18 protein-coding genes are annotated in these 18,732 nt (G+C 71.0%); 7 read left to right on the top strand and 11 right to left on the bottom strand.

Going from position 1 to position 18,732, the window contains the following annotated elements; genetic code table 11:
• Positions 1 to 20: 20 nt before the first annotated feature.
• From cseB to IE251_RS26850, 3 genes are all read left to right on the top strand, one after another.
• On the top strand, positions 21 to 719 hold the full coding sequence (gene cseB / locus IE251_RS26840; RefSeq protein WP_189755591.1) for a two-component system response regulator CseB: 699 nt from the start codon (positions 21 to 23) through the stop codon (positions 717 to 719).
• A 10-nt stretch (positions 720 to 729) separates the two neighbouring features.
• Positions 730 to 2,082 carry a two-component system sensor histidine kinase CseC gene (cseC, locus tag IE251_RS26845; RefSeq protein WP_189755592.1) on the top strand — a complete coding sequence of 451 codons (1,353 nt, stop codon included), beginning with the start codon at positions 730 to 732 and terminating at the stop codon, positions 2,080 to 2,082.
• A gap of 84 nt (positions 2,083 to 2,166) precedes the next feature.
• Positions 2,167 to 2,925: an SDR family oxidoreductase gene (locus IE251_RS26850; RefSeq protein WP_189755593.1), complete on the top strand. Its 759-nt coding sequence runs from the start codon at positions 2,167 to 2,169 to the stop codon at positions 2,923 to 2,925.
• A gap of 22 nt (positions 2,926 to 2,947) precedes the next feature.
• Here IE251_RS26850 and IE251_RS26855 read toward each other — a convergent pair whose 3' ends face one another.
• The 3 genes from IE251_RS26855 to IE251_RS26865 all read right to left on the bottom strand — a co-directional run bounded on the left by IE251_RS26855 (position 2,948) and on the right by IE251_RS26865 (position 5,715).
• Positions 2,948 to 3,382, bottom strand: a complete 435-nt coding sequence (locus IE251_RS26855) for a VOC family protein (RefSeq protein ID WP_189755594.1) — start codon at positions 3,380 to 3,382, stop codon at positions 2,948 to 2,950.
• A complete protein-coding gene (locus tag IE251_RS26860) occupies positions 3,379 to 3,855 on the bottom strand; it encodes a helix-turn-helix transcriptional regulator (RefSeq protein ID WP_189755595.1) in 477 nt (158 codons plus the stop codon). Before IE251_RS26860 ends, IE251_RS26855 begins: the two co-directional genes overlap by 4 nt.
• Before the next feature lie 291 nt (positions 3,856 to 4,146).
• Complete coding sequence (locus IE251_RS26865; protein ID WP_189755596.1) at positions 4,147 to 5,715, bottom strand: MDR family MFS transporter; 1,569 nt, start codon at positions 5,713 to 5,715, stop codon at positions 4,147 to 4,149.
• Positions 5,716 to 5,842: 127 nt separating this feature from the next.
• Between IE251_RS26865 and IE251_RS26870 the strand changes: the two genes are divergently transcribed.
• Entirely contained in the window at positions 5,843 to 6,445 is a 603-nt protein-coding gene (locus IE251_RS26870) for a TetR/AcrR family transcriptional regulator (RefSeq protein WP_189755597.1), read from the top strand.
• 28 nt (positions 6,446 to 6,473) lie between these two features.
• Here IE251_RS26870 and IE251_RS26875 read toward each other — a convergent pair whose 3' ends face one another.
• On the bottom strand, positions 6,474 to 7,025 hold the full coding sequence (locus tag IE251_RS26875; protein ID WP_189755598.1) for a M23 family metallopeptidase: 552 nt from the start codon (positions 7,023 to 7,025) through the stop codon (positions 6,474 to 6,476).
• A gap of 473 nt (positions 7,026 to 7,498) precedes the next feature.
• On the opposite strand from IE251_RS26875, the gene IE251_RS26880 reads away from it, so the two are divergent.
• Together IE251_RS26880 and IE251_RS26885 are read left to right on the top strand one after the other, a co-directional pair.
• Positions 7,499 to 8,152: an HAD family acid phosphatase gene (locus tag IE251_RS26880; RefSeq protein ID WP_189755599.1), complete on the top strand. Its 654-nt coding sequence runs from the start codon at positions 7,499 to 7,501 to the stop codon at positions 8,150 to 8,152.
• 61 nt (positions 8,153 to 8,213) lie between these two features.
• On the top strand, positions 8,214 to 11,237 hold the full coding sequence (locus IE251_RS26885) for an NACHT domain-containing protein (RefSeq protein ID WP_189755600.1): 3,024 nt from the start codon (positions 8,214 to 8,216) through the stop codon (positions 11,235 to 11,237).
• Between the two features lie 54 nt (positions 11,238 to 11,291).
• Here IE251_RS26885 and IE251_RS26890 read toward each other — a convergent pair whose 3' ends face one another.
• The gene (locus IE251_RS26890) at positions 11,292 to 13,817 is read right to left on the bottom strand and encodes an ATP-dependent Clp protease ATP-binding subunit (protein WP_030781638.1); all 2,526 of its coding nucleotides are present in this window, start codon (positions 13,815 to 13,817) and stop codon (positions 11,292 to 11,294) included.
• A 430-nt stretch (positions 13,818 to 14,247) separates the two neighbouring features.
• Between IE251_RS26890 and IE251_RS26895 the strand changes: the two genes are divergently transcribed.
• Positions 14,248 to 14,940 (top strand): SCO3374 family protein, encoded by a 693-nt coding sequence (locus IE251_RS26895; protein WP_189755601.1) that lies wholly within the window; start codon positions 14,248 to 14,250, stop codon positions 14,938 to 14,940.
• On the opposite strand, the gene IE251_RS26900 is transcribed toward IE251_RS26895, so the two are convergent.
• The 6 genes from IE251_RS26900 to IE251_RS26925 form a co-directional block, all read right to left on the bottom strand.
• Positions 14,919 to 15,254: a histone-like nucleoid-structuring protein Lsr2 gene (locus IE251_RS26900; RefSeq protein WP_030606126.1), complete on the bottom strand. Its 336-nt coding sequence runs from the start codon at positions 15,252 to 15,254 to the stop codon at positions 14,919 to 14,921. The two genes, IE251_RS26895 and IE251_RS26900, sit on opposite strands and share 22 nt — an antisense overlap.
• 204 nt (positions 15,255 to 15,458) lie before the next feature.
• On the bottom strand, positions 15,459 to 15,992 hold the full coding sequence (locus tag IE251_RS26905; protein ID WP_189755602.1) for an amino-acid N-acetyltransferase: 534 nt from the start codon (positions 15,990 to 15,992) through the stop codon (positions 15,459 to 15,461).
• Positions 15,993 to 16,001: 9 nt separating this feature from the next.
• Positions 16,002 to 16,424 carry a BlaI/MecI/CopY family transcriptional regulator gene (locus tag IE251_RS26910; protein ID WP_030606130.1) on the bottom strand — a complete coding sequence of 141 codons (423 nt, stop codon included), beginning with the start codon at positions 16,422 to 16,424 and terminating at the stop codon, positions 16,002 to 16,004.
• A gap of 275 nt (positions 16,425 to 16,699) precedes the next feature.
• Positions 16,700 to 16,876: a hypothetical protein gene (locus IE251_RS26915; RefSeq protein WP_189755603.1), complete on the bottom strand. Its 177-nt coding sequence runs from the start codon at positions 16,874 to 16,876 to the stop codon at positions 16,700 to 16,702.
• Between the two features lie 219 nt (positions 16,877 to 17,095).
• Positions 17,096 to 17,728 (bottom strand): hypothetical protein, encoded by a 633-nt coding sequence (locus IE251_RS26920; protein WP_189755753.1) that lies wholly within the window; start codon positions 17,726 to 17,728, stop codon positions 17,096 to 17,098.
• Positions 17,729 to 17,932: 204 nt separating this feature from the next.
• Positions 17,933 to 18,730, bottom strand: coding sequence for a type III pantothenate kinase (locus tag IE251_RS26925; RefSeq protein WP_030606136.1), 798 nt, complete (start codon positions 18,728 to 18,730; stop codon positions 17,933 to 17,935).
• Positions 18,731 to 18,732: the final 2 nt, after the last annotated feature.

The raw sequence follows: 18,732 nt of genomic DNA on the forward strand, positions 1-18,732 counted from the left end.
CGAGGACTGAGAGCACCGGGATGGCAGACCAGACCCACGTCCTGTTCGTCGAGGACGACGACGTCATCCGCGAGGCCACCCAGCTCGCCCTGGAGCGGGACGGCTTCGCGGTCACCGCGATGCCCGACGGCCTGTCGGGCCTGGAGGCGTTCCGGGCGAACCGTCCCGACATCGCCCTGCTGGACGTCATGGTGCCGGGCCTGGACGGGGTCAGCCTGTGCCGGCGGATCCGGGACGAGTCCACCGTGCCGGTGATCATGCTGTCGGCGCGCGCCGACTCCATCGACGTCGTCCTCGGCCTGGAGGCGGGCGCCGACGACTACGTGACCAAGCCGTTCGACGGTGCCGTGCTGGTCGCCCGGATCCGCGCCGTGCTGCGCCGCTTCGGGCACGCCGGCGGGGAGCGGGCGCAGGAGTCCGGGAACGCGGTCACCGGCACGCTGGCCTTCGGGGACCTGGAGATCGACACCGACGGCATGGAGGTACGTCGGGCCGGGCGGCCGGTGGCGCTCACCCCGACCGAGATGCGGCTGCTGCTGGAGTTCTCCTCCGCGCCGGGCACCGTGCTCTCCCGCGACAAGCTGCTGGAACGCGTGTGGGACTACGGCTGGGGCGGGGACACCCGGGTCGTGGACGTGCATGTCCAGCGGCTGCGGCAGAAGATCGGCCAGGACCGGATCGAGACGGTCCGCGGCTTCGGCTACAAGCTGAAGGCCTGAGCGGGGCGGTATGCGGGGGATCCTGCGGAACCCGGTGCGGCGCATGGAGCGCGCGGGACTGCGCACGGGGCTCAGATGGAAGCTGAGCGCGGCGATCGCGCTGGTGGCCGGTCTGGTGGCGGTCGTGCTCAGTCTGGTCGTGCACAACGCGGCCCGGGTCTCGATGCTGGACAACGCGCGCGAGCTGGCCAACGACCGCCTGGTGCTGGCCCAGCGCAACTACGAGCTGAACCGGGGACCGGTCTTCCCCTACGTGAAGGTGGACGACCCCGAGCTGCCGGACGCGCTGCGCGAGAGCGTCGGGCGCAGCCGGCGGGCCAGCGACGTCTCCCGGCACGGCGAGGACCCGGACATCTGGGCGGCCGTGCCGGTCAAGGGCGGGCATGTGCTGTCCGTGCACATGCACCTGCCCGACCGCAGCGTCGACATGCTCAGGGACCTGGACCAGGCCCTGGTCATCGGCTCGGTCGCGGTGGTGCTCGGCGGCAGCGCGCTCGGCGTGCTGATCGGCGGCCAGCTGTCGCGCCGGCTGCGGAAGGCCGCGGCGGCGGCGAACCGGGTCGCCAAGGGCGAGACCGACGTACGGGTGCGGGAGGCCATCGGCGGGGTCGTACGGGACGAGACCGACGATCTGGCGCGCGCGGTGGACGCCATGGCGGACGCGCTGCGGCAGCGGCTGGAGGCCGAGCGGCGGGTCACGGCCGACATCGCGCACGAGCTGCGCACCCCGGTGACCGGACTGCTGACGGCGGCCGAGCTGCTGCCGCCCGGCCGGCCCACGGAGCTGGTCCTGGACCGGGCCAAGGCGATGCGCACGCTGGTCGAGGACGTGCTGGAGGTGGCCCGGCTGGACAGCGCCTCGGAGCGGGCGGAACTCCAGGACATCATGCTGGGCGAGTTCGTGGCGCGCCGGGTGGCGGCCAAGGACCCGGACGTCGCCGTACGGGTGGTGCACGAGTCGGAGGTCACCACCGATCCGCGGCGGCTGGAGCGGGTGCTGTTCAACCTGCTCGCCAACGCGGCCCGGCACGGCCGGCCACCGGTCGAGGTCAGCGTGGAGGGCCGGGTCATCCGGGTCCGCGATCACGGCCCCGGCTTCCCCGAGGAACTGCTGGCCGAGGGGCCGAGCCGGTTCCGCACCGGCAGCAAGGACCGCGCCGGGCAGGGCCACGGGCTGGGGCTGACCATCGCGGCCGGCCAGGCGCGGGTCCTCGGCGCCCGGCTGACCTTCCGCAACGTACGCCCCGTCGGCACGCCCGCCGACCAGCCCGCGGAGGGCGCGGTGGCCGTCCTGTGGCTGCCGGAGCACGCCCCGACCAACACGGGCAGCTATCCGGTGCTTCCGGTGTCAGGGACGGGTTAGAGACTCGGGGGCCCGGAATACCGCTGGGAGCAGGCCAGTTGATCACGGTCGACCCTGTCCGCCCACGGACCGTACGGAGCGCCGATGAGCAGCCGCACCCCCTCCCCCGCCCCCGTGCCGGACACCCCGGCGCTGCGGGGGCGCACGGTGGTCCTGATCGGCGGGGGTTCGGGCATCGGGCTGCGGGTGGCGCACCAGGTCGTGGCGGCGGGTGCCCGGGTGGTGCTCGGCGGGCGGACACCGGCCCGGCTGGCCTCCGCCGCGCGGGAGCTGGGACCGGCGGCCTCCTGGCGGGCCGTGGACATCACCGACCGGGCTTCGCTAGCCGCCTTCTTCGCGCCGCTGGAGCGGGTGGACCACCTGTTCACCTCCGCCGCCTCCTACCGGGTGGGCCCGATGCTGGGCCTGAGCGACGAGGACGCCGAGAGCCCGTTCGTCTCCAAGTTCTGGGGCCAGTACCACGCCGTCCGGCACGCCGCGCCGAAGCTGGCCGCCGACGGCTCGGTGGTCCTGATGTCCGGCGCGGCCGGTGCCCGCCCGCCGGCGCCCGCGCCCGCCTACGCGGCCTGCAACGCCGCGATCGAGGGGCTGGGGCGCGGCCTGGCGGTCGAGCTGGCACCGGTCCGGGTCAACGTCGTCTCGCCCGGCACCGTCGACGGCAACCTGTGGGCGGGCCGTCCCGCCGCGGACCGGGAGGCCGCGTTCGCGCGGTACCGCAGGGACACGCTGCTGCACCGGCCCGGCACGGAGGACGAGATCGCGCAGGCCGTGGTGTTCCTGTTCACCAACGGCTTCACCACCGGCTCGACGCTGTACCCCGACGGCGGCTACACACTGCGCTGACCAGCACCCCGGGGGGCCTCGGTCACCCGAAGTCCTTGGAGAAGTCGAGCTCCGCGCCGCGCTCGGTCAGCGAGTACCAGTTGCCGTTGTCGTCGCGGAAGATCGCCTCGATGCCGTACGGCCGCTCCTTCGGCTCCTGGACGAACTCCACTCCCCGCGCCCGGAACCTCTCGTAGTCCCCCCGGCAGTCGTCCGTGTGGAAGGCGTCCGCTCCCAGCGCGCCCTTGGCGACCAGCTTCTTCATCGCCTCGGCGGACTCGGGGTCCAGGCCCGGGCCGTCCAGGCTCATCAGCGCCAGCTCGACGCCAGGCTGGTCCTTGGCGCCGACGGTGATCCAGCGCATGTCGCCCAGGGCGAGTTCGGTGCGCACCTCGAAGTCCAGCTTCTCGGTGAAGAACGCCTTCGTGCGCTGCTGGTCGGTGGTCCATACGGTGCTGATGGCCAAGCCCTTGATCATGGCTCCGCTCTCCTGTCGCGAGGCTGCTGTTCCCGCTCGTCACCGTAGGCGGGGCCGGGGGCGGGGCGCTTCTTCGATGTTGCGGTGTTGAAGCCGCCGGCCCAGAGCATGGCGTAGCAGCCGGGTATGAGGGCGGCGCCCCGGCCCACGTGCTTGCCGCGGTACTCGCTCGGGGTGAGGCCCGTACGCGCCTTGAAGCGGGCGGAGAAGGTGCCGAGGCTGCTGAAGCCGACCAGGGTGCAGATCTCGGTCACGGTGAGGCCGGCGGTGCGCAGCAGCTCCTCGGCCCGCTCGATCCGCCGGTGGGTCAGGTACTGGCCGGGTGTCTCGCCGTAGGTCTCCTTGAAGGCGCGCAGGAAGTGATACCGCGAGTACCCGGCGTGGGCCGCCACCGCGTCCAGGTCGAGCGCGGGGTCGGCCCAGTCCCGGTCCATGGCGTCCTTGGCCAGGCGCAGCTGGCGGATTCTGTCCATGGCCCGATGGTGGCACGAGGGTCTGACATCGCGGTCAGAGCGGCACCGACCAGCACAAACGCCCCGGGGGACGATGGAGAGCACCTGGGAGACGGCGGAATGCGCCGAGGGACGGCCATGAGCGGCCGGGAGACGCTCGAGGGCCCCTTGAAGACGGCCGAAGGCCCCGGTGGCGGACACGCACCGGGGCCTTCGGGACCGGGGCCGCCAAGACCGGGGGCCTCGGAGACCGGGGAGGCCGGGGCGGCTCGGGCGGACACGCGCCCGCCGGAGCCTTCCGGGCCGGGAGGATCAGACGGCCTCCACCATCGGCTGCGGTGCCGCCTCCGCGCTCTCGCCGGCCGCCTTCGGACCGCCCTTCAGCGGCACCTCCTTGACGAACAGGGCCGCGATCAGCACCGGCACCGCGACCACGGCGCCGAGCAGGAACGCCGAGTGCGTTCCGGAGGACACCGCGTGCTGGTATGCCTCGCGGGCCGCCGCCGGCAGCTTGGCCAGGCTGTCCGCGTCCAGCTGCGCCGACTTGGCGGTCATCTTCGCGCCGACCGCGCCGGCCCGCTCGGCCATGACGTCCTGGACGCGGTGGTTGAACAGGGCGCCCATGATGGCGACGCCGAAGGAGGAGCCGAGCGTGCGGAACAGGGTGGCCGAGGACGAGGCCACGCCCATGTCCTTCATCTGCACGCTGTTCTGCGCGACCAGCATGGTGATCTGCATCAGGCAGCCCATGCCCGCGCCGACCACGGCCATGTAGACACCGGAGGTGAACCGGCTCGTGCCGGTGTCCATCGTCGACAGCAGGTACAGGCCGACGATCATCAGGGCGCCGCCGGCGATCGGGAACATCTTGTACCGGCCGCTGTTGGTGGTGATCCGTCCGGCGACCATCGAGGTCAGGAGCATCGCGCCGAGCATCGGCAGGAGCAGCAGACCGGAGTTGGTCGCGGACGCGCCCTGCACGGCCTGCTGGTACAGCGGCAGGAAGAGGGTGGCGCCGAACATCACGAAGCCGGTGATGAAGCCGATGACGGCCATCAGGGTGAAGTTGCGGCTCTTGAAGATGTGCAGCGGCACCACCGGCTCGGCGGCCTTGGTCTGCCAGAACACGAACCCGATCAGCGCGGCCACGCCGATGCCGGTCAGCTCCATGATCCGCGCGGAGGTCCAGGCGTACTCGGTGCCGCCCCAGGTGGTGACCAGCACGATCGCGGTGATGCCGACGGTCAGCAGGATGACGCCCAGGTAGTCGATGCCCGCCTTGGACCGCTTCTTCGGCAGCTGGAGCACGACGGTGACCAGCGCGAGGGCGACCGCGCCCAGCGGCAGGTTGATGTAGAAGGCCCAGCGCCAGCCCCAGTTGTCGGTGATGGTGCCGCCGACCAGCGGGCCGCCGATCATGGCCAGCGCCATGACGCCGGCCATCATGCCCTGGTACTTGCCCCGCTCCCGGGGCGGCACCAGGTCGCCGATGATCGCCATGACGCCGACCATGAGGCCGCCGGCGCCGAGCCCCTGCACGGCACGGAAGCCGATCAGCTGGCCCATGTCCTGGGCCATGCCGCTCAGCGCCGAGCCGATGAGGAAGATCACGATGGAGCCGAGGAAGGCGCCCTTGCGCCCGTACATGTCGCCGACCTTGCCCCAGACCGGCGTGGAGGCCGCGGTGGCGAGGGTGTAGCCGGTGACGACCCAGGAGAGGTGCTCCAGACCGCCCAGGTCACCCACGATCGTGGGCATCGCCGTGCCGACGATCATGTTGTCGAGCATCGCGAGCATCATCGCGATCATGAGCGCGAGCAGCACCACTCGCACACTTCGGGGGCGTTTGCCCGCTATAGCGCCTTCTACCGTGTCCGCCATCGTCTTTCCGTTTCCCCCCGGGGCGATACTTACTTGCCGCCCGGCTAGTTCTCAGTACACTGGGACGGTAGAGGGATTACTAGCCGGGCGTCAAGTAAGTTTCCGTGGGGGCCCGAGGAGTACGAGGATGGGCGGCACCATGGACGGCACCAAGCAGCAGCGCCGCGGCAACACCCGCCAGCGCATCCAGGACGTTGCCCTCGAACTCTTCGCGGAGCAGGGCTACGAGAAGACCTCCCTGCGGGAGATCGCCGAGCGCCTCGATGTCACCAAGGCGGCGCTGTACTACCACTTCAAGACGAAGGAAGAGATCATCGTCAGCCTCTTCGAGGACCTGACGAAGCCGATCGAGGACCTGATCGAGTGGGGCAGACGGCAGCCGGGCACCCTGGAGACCAAAGAGGAGATCATCCGCCGCTACAGCGAGGCGCTCGCGGGCGCGGAACCGCTCTTCCGCTTCATGCAGGAGAACCAGGCGACGGTCCGTGAGCTGCGCATCGGCGACACCTTCAAGGACCGGATGCGCGGACTGCGGGACATCCTCATCAACCCCGAGGCGGAGCTGGTGGACCAGGTCCGCTCGGTCAGCGCGATGTTCACGCTGCACGCCGGGATGTTCGTGCTCCAGGACGTCGAAGACGACTCCGAGAAGAGGCGCGAGGCCGTTCTCGAAGTCGCCCTGGACATGATCCGGCAGGCGCACGAACACGCCCGCCACAAGGGGGACTAGGTCCCGTCGCCCAGCGACGGGGCCCGGGTCAGACCGTCACGCCGTGGGCGCGCAGGAAGGCGGCCGGGTTGACGGCGGAGCCGTAGTTCGGGGTGGTACGGATCTCGAAGTGCAGGTGGGGACCGGTGGAGTTGCCGGTGGAGCCGGACAGCGCGATGTGCTGGCCGGTCGCCACGACCTGGCCGATCCGCACGTCGATGCGGGACAGGTGCGCGTACTGCGAGTAGGTGCCGTTGCCGTGCTTGATGACGATGGCGTTGCCGTACGCCGGGCCGTCGCCGGCGCCGTTGGGGCCGGCCTTGACGACGGTGCCGCCGTGCGCGGCGACGACCTCGGTGCCGGTCGGCACGGCGAAGTCCTGGCCGCTGTGCTTGGCGACCCAGTGGCTGCCGGCCTGCATGTAACCGGCGGAGAGCGTGTAGTGCTTCACCGGGTCGACCCAGGACGTGGCGGACGCGGTGGCGGCGCTCGCGACCCCGGAGCCCAGCACGGCCGTGGCGCCGAAACCGGCGGCCAGGACGGCCACGCGGGTGCGGAGCGAGGACGTACGGGCGGAGCGGGACGTGAAGCGTCGGAACATCGTGACCTCGTGAGTTCGGGGACTGGTCGGCCACCCAGTGCGCGGACGTCCACGAGGACATCCACCGAAGCGGCCATTACTTGGTAACCGAGCACCCCGAAGCCTGACAAAGGGCCCATCTACGGCGGTGAGTAGTAGATGCCCTACCAAAACGGCGATTCCTGCGCTTTTCCCATCCGGCAGGCACCACGCCTGACGTCGGACTTCTCTCCGCCCCCCGCCGCGACTTCCGCAATAAAAGTCCGTTTTATCCGCCTATTTCCATCTACCGTGCGCCTTAGTAGGTGACTTACGTCCTGTGCGGCACATCACCGGCCGGATAAACGGGCGGACCCGGAATTGTGACGCAGACCTCTATCCCCCTACCGTCCGGTAACCCTACGGTTCCTCTCGCGCCACCCTCGGCTCAGATCATGCCCCTGACCTTCAGGACGCGTACGGACGCGCGTCCGGACGTGAGAGGACCCCCACCGATGACCAGACGCCCCTGGGCGCGCCGCAGCTCCGTGACCGCCGTCTCCGTGGCCGCGCTGGCCGCCCTGGCCGTACAGACCGCCCCGGCCGTACAGGCGGCGGACGGCACGCCGACGACCCCGGCCCGCTCCGTGGCCAGCGCCACCGCCACCGCCGCGAAGGTCGACTACGCCACCTGGCAGAAGGACTGCCAGGCCGTCATGGACCAGGCCCTGCCCTACCTGAAGCAGCGCATCGCCGCCGCCCGGCCCGGCGAGAAGCAGGCGATCGTCTTCGACATAGACAACACCACGCTGGAGACCGACTTCGGCTTCAGCTACCCCCAGCCCGCCAACCGGCCCGTCCTGGACGCCGCCCGCTACGCCCAGGAGCACGGCGTCTCCCTCTTCTTCGTCACCGCCCGCCCCGGCGTCCTGTACTGGCCCACCGAGTACAACCTCGAACACGACGGCTACGAGGTCTCCGGCCTGTACGTCCGCGGCCTGACCGACCTCTTCAAGGACGTCGCCGCCTACAAGACCGCCCAGCGCGTGGGCATCGAGAACGCCGGCTACACGATCATCGCCAACATCGGCAACAACGCCACCGACCTCTCCGGCGGCCATGCCGAGAAGACCTTCAAGCTGCCCGACTACGACGGCCAGTTGTCGTAACCCTCGCCGCGCGCCCTTGGCTAGGCTCCCTCCGTACGCGGTACGCACACGGGGGTGACGGATGGAGCCGGTCGTACTGGGCGGCAAGCTGGTCTCCGGCTTGATCGGCCCGCTGGTGCGGAAGCTGTTCGTCCAGGACGGCCCGGGCGCGGGCCTGGTCGACCGGCCGGTACGGCTGTCGGCACTGGTGTCGTTCCGGGGCGAGAAGCGGACGCTGGGCGAGAAGGAGGTCCACCGGCTCGCCGAACGGATCGTGACCCAGGCGGTGGAGTCACCGGGCGAGCCCCCGTTCCCCGCCGACGAACGGACGGCGGTCGCCGACGCGCTCGCCCGCCGCCTGCTCGCCCTCGGCGACCTGGAGATGGACGACGTACAGGCCGTACGGCTGGGCAGCGCGGAACTCGCCCGGCTGCTGCCGCGCCACGCCCCGCCGCCGGACGGCCTGTCCGCCGACGCCCACGCCTTCCTCGACTCCGCCACCGAGTGGGCCTGCCTGCACATCCTGGAGTTCTTCACCCGGCGGTCGACCTTCGTAGCCCGCACCCTGGTCGAGCAGAGCCGTGCGCAGGCGGAGCTCATAGCGAAAGTGGACGAGCTGATCGCCCGCACCCCGCGCCCCGACGCCCGCGACGCGGCCTTCGAACGCCGCTACCTCCCCTACCTCGCCGACCGCCACGACCACATCACCATCTACGGCATCGACCTGCGCGACTCACCCGACCGCTGGCCGCTCGAAGTCGCCTATCTGAGCCTGGAGGCGACCACCGAGGACGAGCGGCCGTCCGGCCTCGAACCCCATGGGCACCCGCTTGTCGCGCCCGGCCGGCTGCCCGCCGAGGAGGCGCTGTCCGCCGGCTCCCGGGTGCTGCTGCGCGGGGACGCCGGCTCCGGCAAGACGACGCTGGTGCAGTGGCTGGCGGTCACCGCGGCCCGTGACGCCGGCCGGATCCCGTACGTCCTGCCGCTGCGCACCCTGATCCGCACCGGCCCGCTGCCCGCGCCGGACGGCTTCCTGGCGGCGGTGGGCTGCCCGCTGACCCCGCCCCAGGGCTGGGCCGAGCGCGTCCTGGCCGCGGGCCGGGGCCTGATCCTGGTCGACGGCCTGGACGAGATCCCGGCCGCCGACCGCCACCGCACCCGTGACTGGCTGCGCTCCCTGCTCGCGGCCTACCCCGGCAACGCCGTCCTCCTGACCTCCCGCCCGACCGCCGTACGCCCCGACTGGCTCGCCGACGAGGGCTTCCGGGAACTGACCCTGGCCCCGATGCGCCGCGCCGAGGTGGCCACGTTCGTGCGCCGCTGGCACGAGGCCGCGCGGGCTCCGGAGTACGAACAGCCGCTCCTGGACTCCCTGCGCACCAAGCGCGACTTGGCCCGGCTGGCCACCAACCCCCTGATGTGCGGCCTCATCTGTGCCCTGCACCGCGAGCGGCGGGGATATCTCCCCACCGGCCGCAAGGAGTTGTACGACGCCGCCCTCACCATGCTCCTCGCCCGCCGGGACCGGGAGCGGGGCATGGGCGCCGAGCCGGGCGAGGAGGCCCAGCTGGAGCTGCTCCAGCGGCTGGCGTACGCGCTGGTGCTGAGCGGCCGCACGGAGATGGACCTCGATACGGCCGAGGGAATCGTGGAGCGCTGTCTGCCCACGATCGCGTCGGCGTCCGGGGACGCGACGACGGTACTGCGGGCGCTGCTCCTGCGCAGCGGCCTGCTGCGACAGCCGGCGGAGGGCGTCGTCCACTTCGTCCACCGCACCTTCCAGGACTACCTGGGCGCGCGCTACGCGGTGGAGGAGGGCCACCTGGACGTCCTCGTCAGCCGTGCCGACGACACCCAGTGGGAGGACGTCATCCGCATGGCGGTGGCCCACGCGAGACCACGTGAACGGGCGTCGGTGCTGAGGCAGTTGCTGGCCCGCGACACCCCACGCCTGACCCTGCTGGCCCTGGCCTGCCTGGAACACGCGACGGCCCTGGACCCGGGCGTCCGCGCGGAGGTCGAGGAACGGGCGAGCGCACTGATCCCGCCCCGGACGACGGAGGACGCGAAGAATCTGGCGGAAGCGGGCCCGCTGGTACTGGAGTTGCTGCCGGGCCCGGAGGACCTCACGGACGAGGAGGCCCACGGGGTCGCGGTCACCGCCTCACTCCTCGGCGAGGAGGAACCGGAGGGGGCCCTGGCGGTGCTGCGACGGTTCCGGGACCATCCGGACCTGGATGTGCGACGGCAACTGGTGGGGACATGGTCGCGTTTCGACGCCGGTGTCTACGCGACAGAGGTCCTGGACCATCTGGAGCGTACGGACCTCATCCTGACCTGCGAGTCGGCCGAACAGCGCGCGACGCTGGCCCGGATGCGTCCCTGGCAGCGCCTGCACTTCCGGGGCGAGCACTTGATCGAGGACATCATCGCCACGGTGCCGGGCCCCGAGGCGGTGCGGGCACTCACCCTGTCGGCCAATCCGCATCCCGTTGATCTGGGCGCCCTGACGCGGTTCCGTTCCCTGCGCGCTCTGTCGGTTTTCGGCTGTCCCGAGGCCCACGGTGTGGCCCGCCTCGCCGGACTGCCGCTCGCGCAGTTCGACTGCGCCGGCATCACGGACCCGTCCGGACTGCGGGCCTTGCGGTCCCTCACCAGGCTCGCCGTGAGCCAGCCGTTGCCGGGCACCGACCTGCGCCTCACCCTGCCCGTCGACGCTCCGCTGAGGTTCCTCCACCTCGGCGAGCGCAGCCTCGACAACACAGGGCTGCGCGGGCTGGAGCAGTGGACGGAGCTGCGCACGCTGAGTCTCGGCCTGCTGACCACGGAGCTGACGGCCGACGACTGGAGCCGGGTCGCCGAACTGCCCGGGCTCGTCCGGCTCCACCTGGAGTGGAGCCCCCGCTGGAGCTTGCACCTCGTACCGGAACTTCCCGGCATCCGGAGCTTGCGGGTTTCCTCGGCATTCGGCGCGGAGGGGCTGTCCGTACTGGCATCCAGGCTCCCGGGCCTGCGCTCGGTCAGCGTGGTGGCCCTCCCCGGCGACCCGCTCTTCCACGTCGAGCCCCTCTTCCCCCACGCCGAAGTGACCCTCGAACAACGCTGAAGGGGCCGGCGCCCGAAGGCACCGGCCCCTTCTCCCGGCTGAACCGCCGGAGGCTTACGCGTCCTTGCTCAGGTTGGGACCAGCCCCACCCGCGGCCTGCTCGATCGGCGGGACGTCCGGCAGGGCCGACTTCTCCTCACCGCGGAAGGTGAAGGTGGCGGCGTCGCCCTCGCCCTCGGTGTCCACGACCACGATGTGACCGGGACGCAGCTCGCCGAAGAGGATCTTCTCCGAGAGCGTGTCCTCGATCTCGCGCTGGATCGTGCGGCGCAGCGGCCGGGCGCCCAGCACCGGGTCGTAACCCTTCTTGGACAGCAGCTCCTTGGCGGACTGGGACAGTTCGATGCCCATGTCCCGGTCCTTCAGGCGCTCGTCCACCTTGCCGACCATGAGGTCGACGATCCGCAGGATGTCCTCCTGCGTGAGCTGCGGGAAGACGACCACGTCGTCGACGCGGTTGAGGAACTCGGGACGGAAGTGCTGCTTCAGCTCGTCCGACACCTTGTTCTTCATGCGCTCGTAGTTGGTCTTCGTGTCACCCGCGGCGGCGAAGCCGAGGTTGAAGCCCTTGGAGATGTCCCGGGTGCCGAGGTTGGTCGTCATGATGATGACCGTGTTCTTGAAGTCCACGACCCGGCCCTGGGAGTCGGTCAGACGGCCGTCCTCCAGGATCTGCAGCAGCGAGTTGAAGATGTCCGGGTGGGCCTTCTCGACCTCGTCGAACAGGACGACCGAGAACGGCTTGCGGCGGACCTTCTCCGTCAGCTGGCCGCCCTCCTCGTAGCCCACGTAGCCGGGGGGCGAACCGAAGAGGCGCGAGACCGTGTGCTTCTCGCTGAACTCCGACATGTCGAGGGAGATCAGCGCGTCCTCGTCACCGAAGAGGAACTCGGCGAGCGCCTTGGACAGCTCGGTCTTACCGACACCGGACGGGCCGGCGAAGATGAACGAACCACCCGGACGCTTCGGGTCCTTCAGGCCCGCGCGCGTACGGCGGATCGCCTTCGACAGCGCCTTGACGGCGTCGTTCTGGCCGATGACCCGCTTGTGCAGCTCCTCCTCCATGCGGAGCAGGCGGCTGGACTCCTCCTCGGTCAGCTTGAAGACCGGGATGCCGGTGGCCGTGGCGAGGACCTCGGCGATCAGCTCGCCGTCGACCTCGGCGACGACGTCCATGTCGCCGGCCTTCCACTCCTTCTCCCGCTTCGCCTTGGCGGCCAGGAGCTGCTTCTCCTTGTCGCGCAGGGAGGCGGCCTTCTCGAAGTCCTGCGAGTCGATCGCGGACTCCTTGTCCCGGCGGACGGCGGCGATCTTCTCGTCGAACTCGCGCAGGTCCGGCGGAGCGGTCATCCGGCGGATACGCATCCGGGAACCGGCCTCGTCGATCAGGTCGATCGCCTTGTCCGGCAGGAAGCGGTCCGAGATGTAGCGGTCGGCCAGGGTGGCCGCCTGGACCAGGGCCTCGTCGGTGATGGAGACGCGGTGGTGCGCCTCGTACCGGTCGCGCAGGCCCTTGAGGATCTCGATCGTGTGCGGCAGGGACGGCTCGGCGACCTGGATGGGCTGGAAGCGGCGCTCCAGGGCCGCGTCCTTCTCCAGGTGCTTGCGGTACTCGTCCAGCGTGGTCGCACCGATGGTCTGGAGCTCGCCGCGGGCCAGCATCGGCTTGAGGATGCTCGCGGCGTCGATGGCGCCCTCGGCGGCACCCGCACCGACCAGCGTGTGCAGCTCGTCGATGAACAGGATGATGTCTCCGCGGGTGCGGATCTCCTTGAGGACCTTCTTCAGGCGCTCCTCGAAGTCACCGCGGTAGCGGGAGCCGGCGACCAGGGCGCCGAGGTCCAGCGTGTAGAGGTGCTTGTCCTTGAGGGTCTCGGGCACCTCGCCCTTGACGATGGCCTGGGCGAGGCCCTCGACGACGGCGGTCTTGCCGACGCCGGGCTCACCGATCAGGACCGGGTTGTTCTTCGTACGGCGGGACAGCACCTGCATGACCCGCTCGATCTCCTTCTCGCGCCCGATGACCGGGTCGAGCTTGGACTCACGAGCGGCCTGGGTGAGGTTCCGGCCGAACTGGTCCAGGACGAGAGAGGTCGAGGGGGTGCCCTCGGCCGGGCCGCCCGCGGTGGCGGTCTCCTTGCCCTGGTAACCGGAGAGCAGCTGGATGACCTGCTGCCGCACCCGGTTGAGGTCTGCGCCCAGCTTGACCAGGACCTGGGCGGCGACGCCCTCGCCCTCGCGGATCAGGCCGAGCAGGATGTGCTCCGTGCCGATGTAGTTGTGGCCCAGCTGAAGGGCCTCGCGGAGCGACAGCTCCAGGACCTTCTTGGCACGGGGGGTGAAGGGAATGTGGCCGGACGGGGCCTGCTGGCCCTGACCGATGATCTCCTCCACCTGCTGGCGGACCGCCTCAAGCGAAATGCCGAGGCTCTCCAGGGCCTTAGCGGCGACACCTTCGCCCTCGTGGATGAGACCCAGGAGGATGTGCTCGGTGCCGATGTAGTTGTGGTTGAGCATCCGGGCTTCTTCCTGAGCCAGGACGACAACCCGCCGCGCGCGGTCGGTGAACCTCTCGAACATCGTTAATCGCTCCTCAGAGCGGTCAGGCAGTGGGGGGAACTTCCCCTCCCTGTCCTTCCGCAGCTTAGTCCCGCAAGCGGGGACCGCTCATTCCAACTGCCGACACCGTCGATGGCCTCCTGACCGTGTGCGCCGACATCTGCTCCAACCCGATGGTGCGAGACGATGTTCCCGCAGGCCAGGCAGTTACCCCACTCGCCAGTACGCCGTTGGCGAACGTGAGACGGCCTGTCCTGCGTGTCGCCCCCTCCCACTAGGGATGTCTTACCCGCAGGGACTGACACTCCATGCCGCGCGCACCGGTTCCCTCCGCTATGGGCGAACAACCTTGCGCCTCCCCGGCCCCCCACACGCCTCCCCCTCCGGCACTGAGCGCAGCCACTGGGGCACCCAGCGTAACCCGAATGCCACTGCGGCGGTTGCACCTGGCATGGCTGGACCGGTCCCCGTGACACCCGCGATTCCCCTCCCCCGTCAGCCCGTCGTCCCGGACGCGCCGGCGGCCGGCGGGCCCGGCGTCGGCGTCGGCCCGGACGCCGGGGCCCGGCACTGGTACGAGAGCGAACTGGGCTGGCCGACCGTGCCCGGACGGCCGTTGCGGCTGGTCACGGGGGTGCGGTTCGACGTGCTGGAGGTGCCGGCCGAGGCGGGCGCACAAGCGCTCCGGCATCTCGCGCCGGGTTCCCCGGTGATCCTCCGGGGCGACCGCATGGAGCTGCTGGTGGCGCCGGGCGGCGCGGAGGAGCTGCCGGGACTGCTGGAGTGGCTGGAGTGGGGCCCGGTGTCCCTGGACCTGCGGGCCCTGGGGCCCGGCGGCACGCTGGAGGCTCCGGCGCCGGCCGGCCCCGCGTGGGCCGCGTCCGGGCGGGCGGCGTCAGCGCAGGGGGCCGCTGTGTGGCTGCGGCCCCCCGGGCCGGGACGCGAGGACGTCGAGGCCTCGCTGCCGGCCATGCCGGGCATGCCGGGTACGACGGCCGCGCCGGCCGTGGGGCGCGAGGGGAGCGCCCCCGATCTGGTGCGGCTGGTGGACACGGTGGCAGCGCACTGTCACCGGGTCCGGCTGCGACGCGGGTGCGCCGGGCGCCCCGCCGACCGACGGGATCAGCCGTTGGCCTTCTCGTAGGCCTCACGGATCGACGCGGGAACACGGCCGCGGTCGTTGACCTCGTAACCATTCTCCTTCGCCCAGGCGCGGATGGCCGCGGTGTCCTGGTTGCCGCCGGAAGCGGCACGCGCCTTTCCACGCCCGCCGGAAGCACGGCCACCGGTACGGCGTCCGCCCTTCACATAGGGCTCCAGAAGACCGCGCAGCTTGTCCGCGTTGGCGGTCGTGAGATCGATCTCGTACGTCTTGCCGTCCAGCGCGAACGTCACGGTCTCGTCCGCCTCGCCGCCGTCGAGGTCGTCGACAAGAAGGACCTGAACCTTCTGTGCCACCGCATTTCCTTTCATCGATAACGTTGAGGACCAGGGGGTGTGCGGCGTCCGCCGTTTCGCCGCCCCTGTTATATGCAGTACTGCAGTACGTCGGAAAGCAAACCGCTTTTGCCGGAAAAACACAAACCCTCGGCGGCGACTCCGCACCCCGGTCCCGCCCGGAAACATGCGCGTTTCGGACATAGGGCACCAGGGCATTGACGATCACAGATGCAGAAGCATCCGGCTGTTGCCCAAGGTGTTCGGCTTCACTCGTTCGAGACCGAGGAACTCCGCGACGCCCTCGTCATAGGAACGCAACAGCTCCGCGTAGACATCGGTGTCGACCGGCGTCTCGCCGATCTCCACGAAGCCGTGCTTCCCGAAGAAGTCCACTTCGAAGGTCAGGCAGAAAACCCGGCGAACGCCGAGCCAGCGTGCGGTCTCCAGCAACTTCTCCAGCAACTGATGACCCACGCCGGCGCCCTTGAGGCCGGGCTTCACCGCCAGAGTCCGTACTTCCGCCAGGTCCTCCCACATGACGTGCAGCGCGCCGCAGCCGACCACCTCGGCGTTGTCATCGCGTTCGGCGACCCAGAACTCCTGGATGTCCTCGTAAAGCGTGACGGTCGCTTTGTCGAGCAGGATGCGGCCGCGGACGTAGGCGTCGAGGAGGCGGCGCACGGCCGGGACATCGCTGGTCCGGGCCCGCCGGACGGTGATGGCTTTTGCGGAGACTTCGGGACGCTCTGCTGACATGAGCGGACGCTATCGCCCGTCGGCGTCCTCTGCCGAGCCGGGGTTCTCCTCTTGCCGGGCTTCGGCGGCTTCCGGTTGCCGGGCTTCGGGTGCTTCCCGGGTTTCTTCCGGGCCCTGGACGATGCGTACGGCGTCTCTGAGGGCCTGGCGCTGTTCCTCGCTCATCATGCCGAAGAAGGCGACGAGAGCGGCGGCCGGGTTGTCGCTCTGGGACCAGGCGTCGTTCATCAGGGCCGCGGCGTACGCGGCGCGTGTCGACACGGCCTCATATCGATAGGCCCGGCCTTCCGCCTCACGGCGCACCCAGCCCTTCTGATGGAGATTGTCCAAAACGGTCATCACGGTGGTGTACGCGATCGACCGTTCCCGCTGGAGGTCTTCCAGGACTTCTCGAACGGTCACCGGGCGGTTCCACTTCCACACCCGCGTCATGACCGCGTCTTCGAGTTCTCCCAATGGGCGAGGCACAGCTCAGAACAATAGTGGGAGATCCGCCCAATGGCGTGCCGGACGTGCGCTATGGCCACAAACCCGACCAAAAAGGGCATGCGGCCGGAAAGAGTGGGGCCGGTGACGGTGGGCACGCCGGTACGGCCGGCGGTACGCGGGCGGCCGGCGCGGACGGAACCCACGGCCGGGCTCTCCGCGTCGCGGGCCCGTTGCCGGGGGCGGGGCCCAGCCGGAGTTCCGTCCGGCCGGGATTTTGCTCAGGCGCCGGCGGCGGGGCTCTCGGGCGCGCCCTCGGTACGGGCGAGCGCGGCGTCGACGGCCGCGTCCTCCTTGGCCTTGGCGGCCCCACCCTGGGTCTTCACGATCACCCTGACCACACCGATGAAGAACACGGCCATGACGACCGGGGGCACGAGCGCGGAGACGTAGTCCATGCCCCCAGAGTAGCCACGGGGGAACGGGCGAAAGGGGCGGGGTGCGCGAACCCCCCACCACGTGTCCCGATCACCCCGACACCCCCCACCCCCCACCAAGCCCCCACCGACACCCCGCGGCCGCCGGCGGCGGCAGGCCCACGACAGCGCCACCCGCACCCGGCCGTGAAAGCGCACAGGTGGTGCCGGTGGGAACGACGAGCCCGGCCGGAGGCCGGGTCAGACCGCGGCCAGCTGCCGCGGCTCGGCCGGCGGTGTCGGCTTGCGCCGCGGGAAGACCTCCCCCGGCGTGGGAATGGGCCGCTTCGGCTCCCCCGGCTTCCCCTTCCCCGGTTCCGGGCCCGGCCGCTCCGCCGGAGGCGCCGGCGGCTCCTCGGCCGCCCCGTCCTCCCGTCGTGCCCCAAACTCCCCCGCACCGCCCGCGAGGGCCAGCAGACGCGTCCGCGCGGGCGGCACGGCGGGCGCCGGCACCCTGCGCGCGCCCTGGGCGAACCGTGCCCGTACGTCCTGCTCGGCCAGCGCCTGGCAGCGGTCCAGCAGCGCCGCCGCCACCCGGTTCCCGCGCAGCGCCCGCAGCGCGGCGAGATCGTCCGGCGTCGGGCGGTGCCCGGCCCCGAGGGCCTCCTCCAGCAGGGTGAGATAGCCGGCGGCCGTACCCGGCAGAGCGGCCCGGTACCGGCCCAGGTCGGCCACCAGGAAGGCACGCAGCCTGGCGCCCTCGCTCAGCGCCTCGTCCAGCGATTCGGCGAGCCGGAGGCAGTCCTGCACGTCCTCGGCGGAGGCGTGGCCGGGGTGGAGGGCGAGGGCGAGGGCACGGCGGAGCACACGCAGCTCCTCCGCGCCGAACGCCATGCCGCCGCGGGATCCGTATGGCGTGGGCATGCGGCGACGCTATCGCTAATCGGACAAAAGCGACAGAAAGGGATGTTTCTTGGTCGCGTGTCGTTGCGCGGTTCCCCCGTCCGGGGCCACCGGCGAGACCGCCGGGTGCCCCGGGGGGCGGGCCGGCGCCCGCGCGGGGGCGCCGGCGCCTCCTCAGAGCCGGGAGACGTTCCGCTAGAGCCGGGAGACGTTCCGCTCGTAGACCAGGCGCAGCCCGATCAGCGTCAGCCACGGCTGGTGCTCGTCGATCACCGAGGACTCCCCCAGCACCATCGGCGCGAGCCCGCCCGTGGCGATCACCGTCACGTCGTCCGGGTCGTCGGCCAGCTCCCGGGCCATCCGGTCCACCACCCCGTCGACCTGGCCGGCGAACCCGTACACGATGCCCGCCTGCATGGCCTCGACCGTGTTCTTGCCGATCACGCTGCGCGGCCGGGCCACCTCGATCTTCCGCAGCTGCGCGCCCTTGACGCCCAGCGCCTCCACGGAGATCTCGATGCCGGGCGCGATCACCCCGCCGACGTACTCCCCGCGCGCGGAGACCGCGTCGAACGTGGTCGCCGTGCCGAAGTCGACGACGATCGCCGGTCCGCCGTACAGCTCGACGGCCGCGACGGCGTTGATGATCCGGTCGGCGCCGACCTCCTTGGGGTTGTCGGTGAGGATCGGCACGCCCGTCTTCACGCCCGGCTCGACCAGGACGGCGGGTACGTCGCCGTAGTACCGCCGGGTGACCTCGCGCAGTTCGTGCAGCACCGACGGCACGGTCGCGCAGATCGCGATGCCGTCGATGCCGTCGCCCAGTTCCTCGCCGAGCAGCGGGTGCATGCCCATCAGGCCCTGGAGCAGCACCGCGAGCTCGTCCGCCGTGCGGCGCGCGTCCGTGGAGATGCGCCAGTGCTCGACGATGTCCTCGCCGTCGAACAGGCCGAGGACGGTGTGCGTGTTGCCGACGTCGATGGTGAGCAGCATGG

The organism is Streptomyces eurythermus, assembly GCF_014649115.1.
Lineage (GTDB): Bacteria > Actinomycetota > Actinomycetes > Streptomycetales > Streptomycetaceae > Streptomyces > Streptomyces eurythermus.

What these genes read in the sequence shown, in the direction of transcription:
- IE251_RS26890 (WP_030781638.1), bottom strand. Translation starts at nt 13,817, where the DNA reads ATGTTCGAGAGGTTCACCGACCGCGCGCGGCGGGTTGTCGTCCTGGCT.
- IE251_RS26850 (WP_189755593.1), top strand. Translation starts at nt 2,167, where the DNA reads ATGAGCAGCCGCACCCCCTCCCCCGCCCCCGTGCCGGACACCCCGGCG.
- IE251_RS26905 (WP_189755602.1), bottom strand. Translation starts at nt 15,992, where the DNA reads ATGTCAGCAGAGCGTCCCGAAGTCTCCGCAAAAGCCATCACCGTCCGG.
- IE251_RS26915 (WP_189755603.1), bottom strand. Translation starts at nt 16,876, where the DNA reads ATGGACTACGTCTCCGCGCTCGTGCCCCCGGTCGTCATGGCCGTGTTC.
- cseB (WP_189755591.1), top strand. Translation starts at nt 21, where the DNA reads ATGGCAGACCAGACCCACGTCCTGTTCGTCGAGGACGACGACGTCATC.
- IE251_RS26875 (WP_189755598.1), bottom strand. Translation starts at nt 7,025, where the DNA reads ATGTTCCGACGCTTCACGTCCCGCTCCGCCCGTACGTCCTCGCTCCGC.
- IE251_RS26870 (WP_189755597.1), top strand. Translation starts at nt 5,843, where the DNA reads ATGGGCGGCACCATGGACGGCACCAAGCAGCAGCGCCGCGGCAACACC.
- IE251_RS26855 (WP_189755594.1), bottom strand. Translation starts at nt 3,382, where the DNA reads ATGATCAAGGGCTTGGCCATCAGCACCGTATGGACCACCGACCAGCAG.
- IE251_RS26865 (WP_189755596.1), bottom strand. Translation starts at nt 5,715, where the DNA reads ATGGCGGACACGGTAGAAGGCGCTATAGCGGGCAAACGCCCCCGAAGT.
- IE251_RS26920 (WP_189755753.1), bottom strand. Translation starts at nt 17,728, where the DNA reads ATGGCGTTCGGCGCGGAGGAGCTGCGTGTGCTCCGCCGTGCCCTCGCC.
- IE251_RS26895 (WP_189755601.1), top strand. Translation starts at nt 14,248, where the DNA reads ATGGCTGGACCGGTCCCCGTGACACCCGCGATTCCCCTCCCCCGTCAG.
- IE251_RS26860 (WP_189755595.1), bottom strand. Translation starts at nt 3,855, where the DNA reads ATGGACAGAATCCGCCAGCTGCGCCTGGCCAAGGACGCCATGGACCGG.
- IE251_RS26880 (WP_189755599.1), top strand. Translation starts at nt 7,499, where the DNA reads ATGACCAGACGCCCCTGGGCGCGCCGCAGCTCCGTGACCGCCGTCTCC.
- IE251_RS26885 (WP_189755600.1), top strand. Translation starts at nt 8,214, where the DNA reads ATGGAGCCGGTCGTACTGGGCGGCAAGCTGGTCTCCGGCTTGATCGGC.
- IE251_RS26910 (WP_030606130.1), bottom strand. Translation starts at nt 16,424, where the DNA reads ATGACGCGGGTGTGGAAGTGGAACCGCCCGGTGACCGTTCGAGAAGTC.
- cseC (WP_189755592.1), top strand. Translation starts at nt 730, where the DNA reads ATGCGGGGGATCCTGCGGAACCCGGTGCGGCGCATGGAGCGCGCGGGA.
- IE251_RS26925 (WP_030606136.1), bottom strand. Translation starts at nt 18,730, where the DNA reads ATGCTGCTCACCATCGACGTCGGCAACACGCACACCGTCCTCGGCCTG.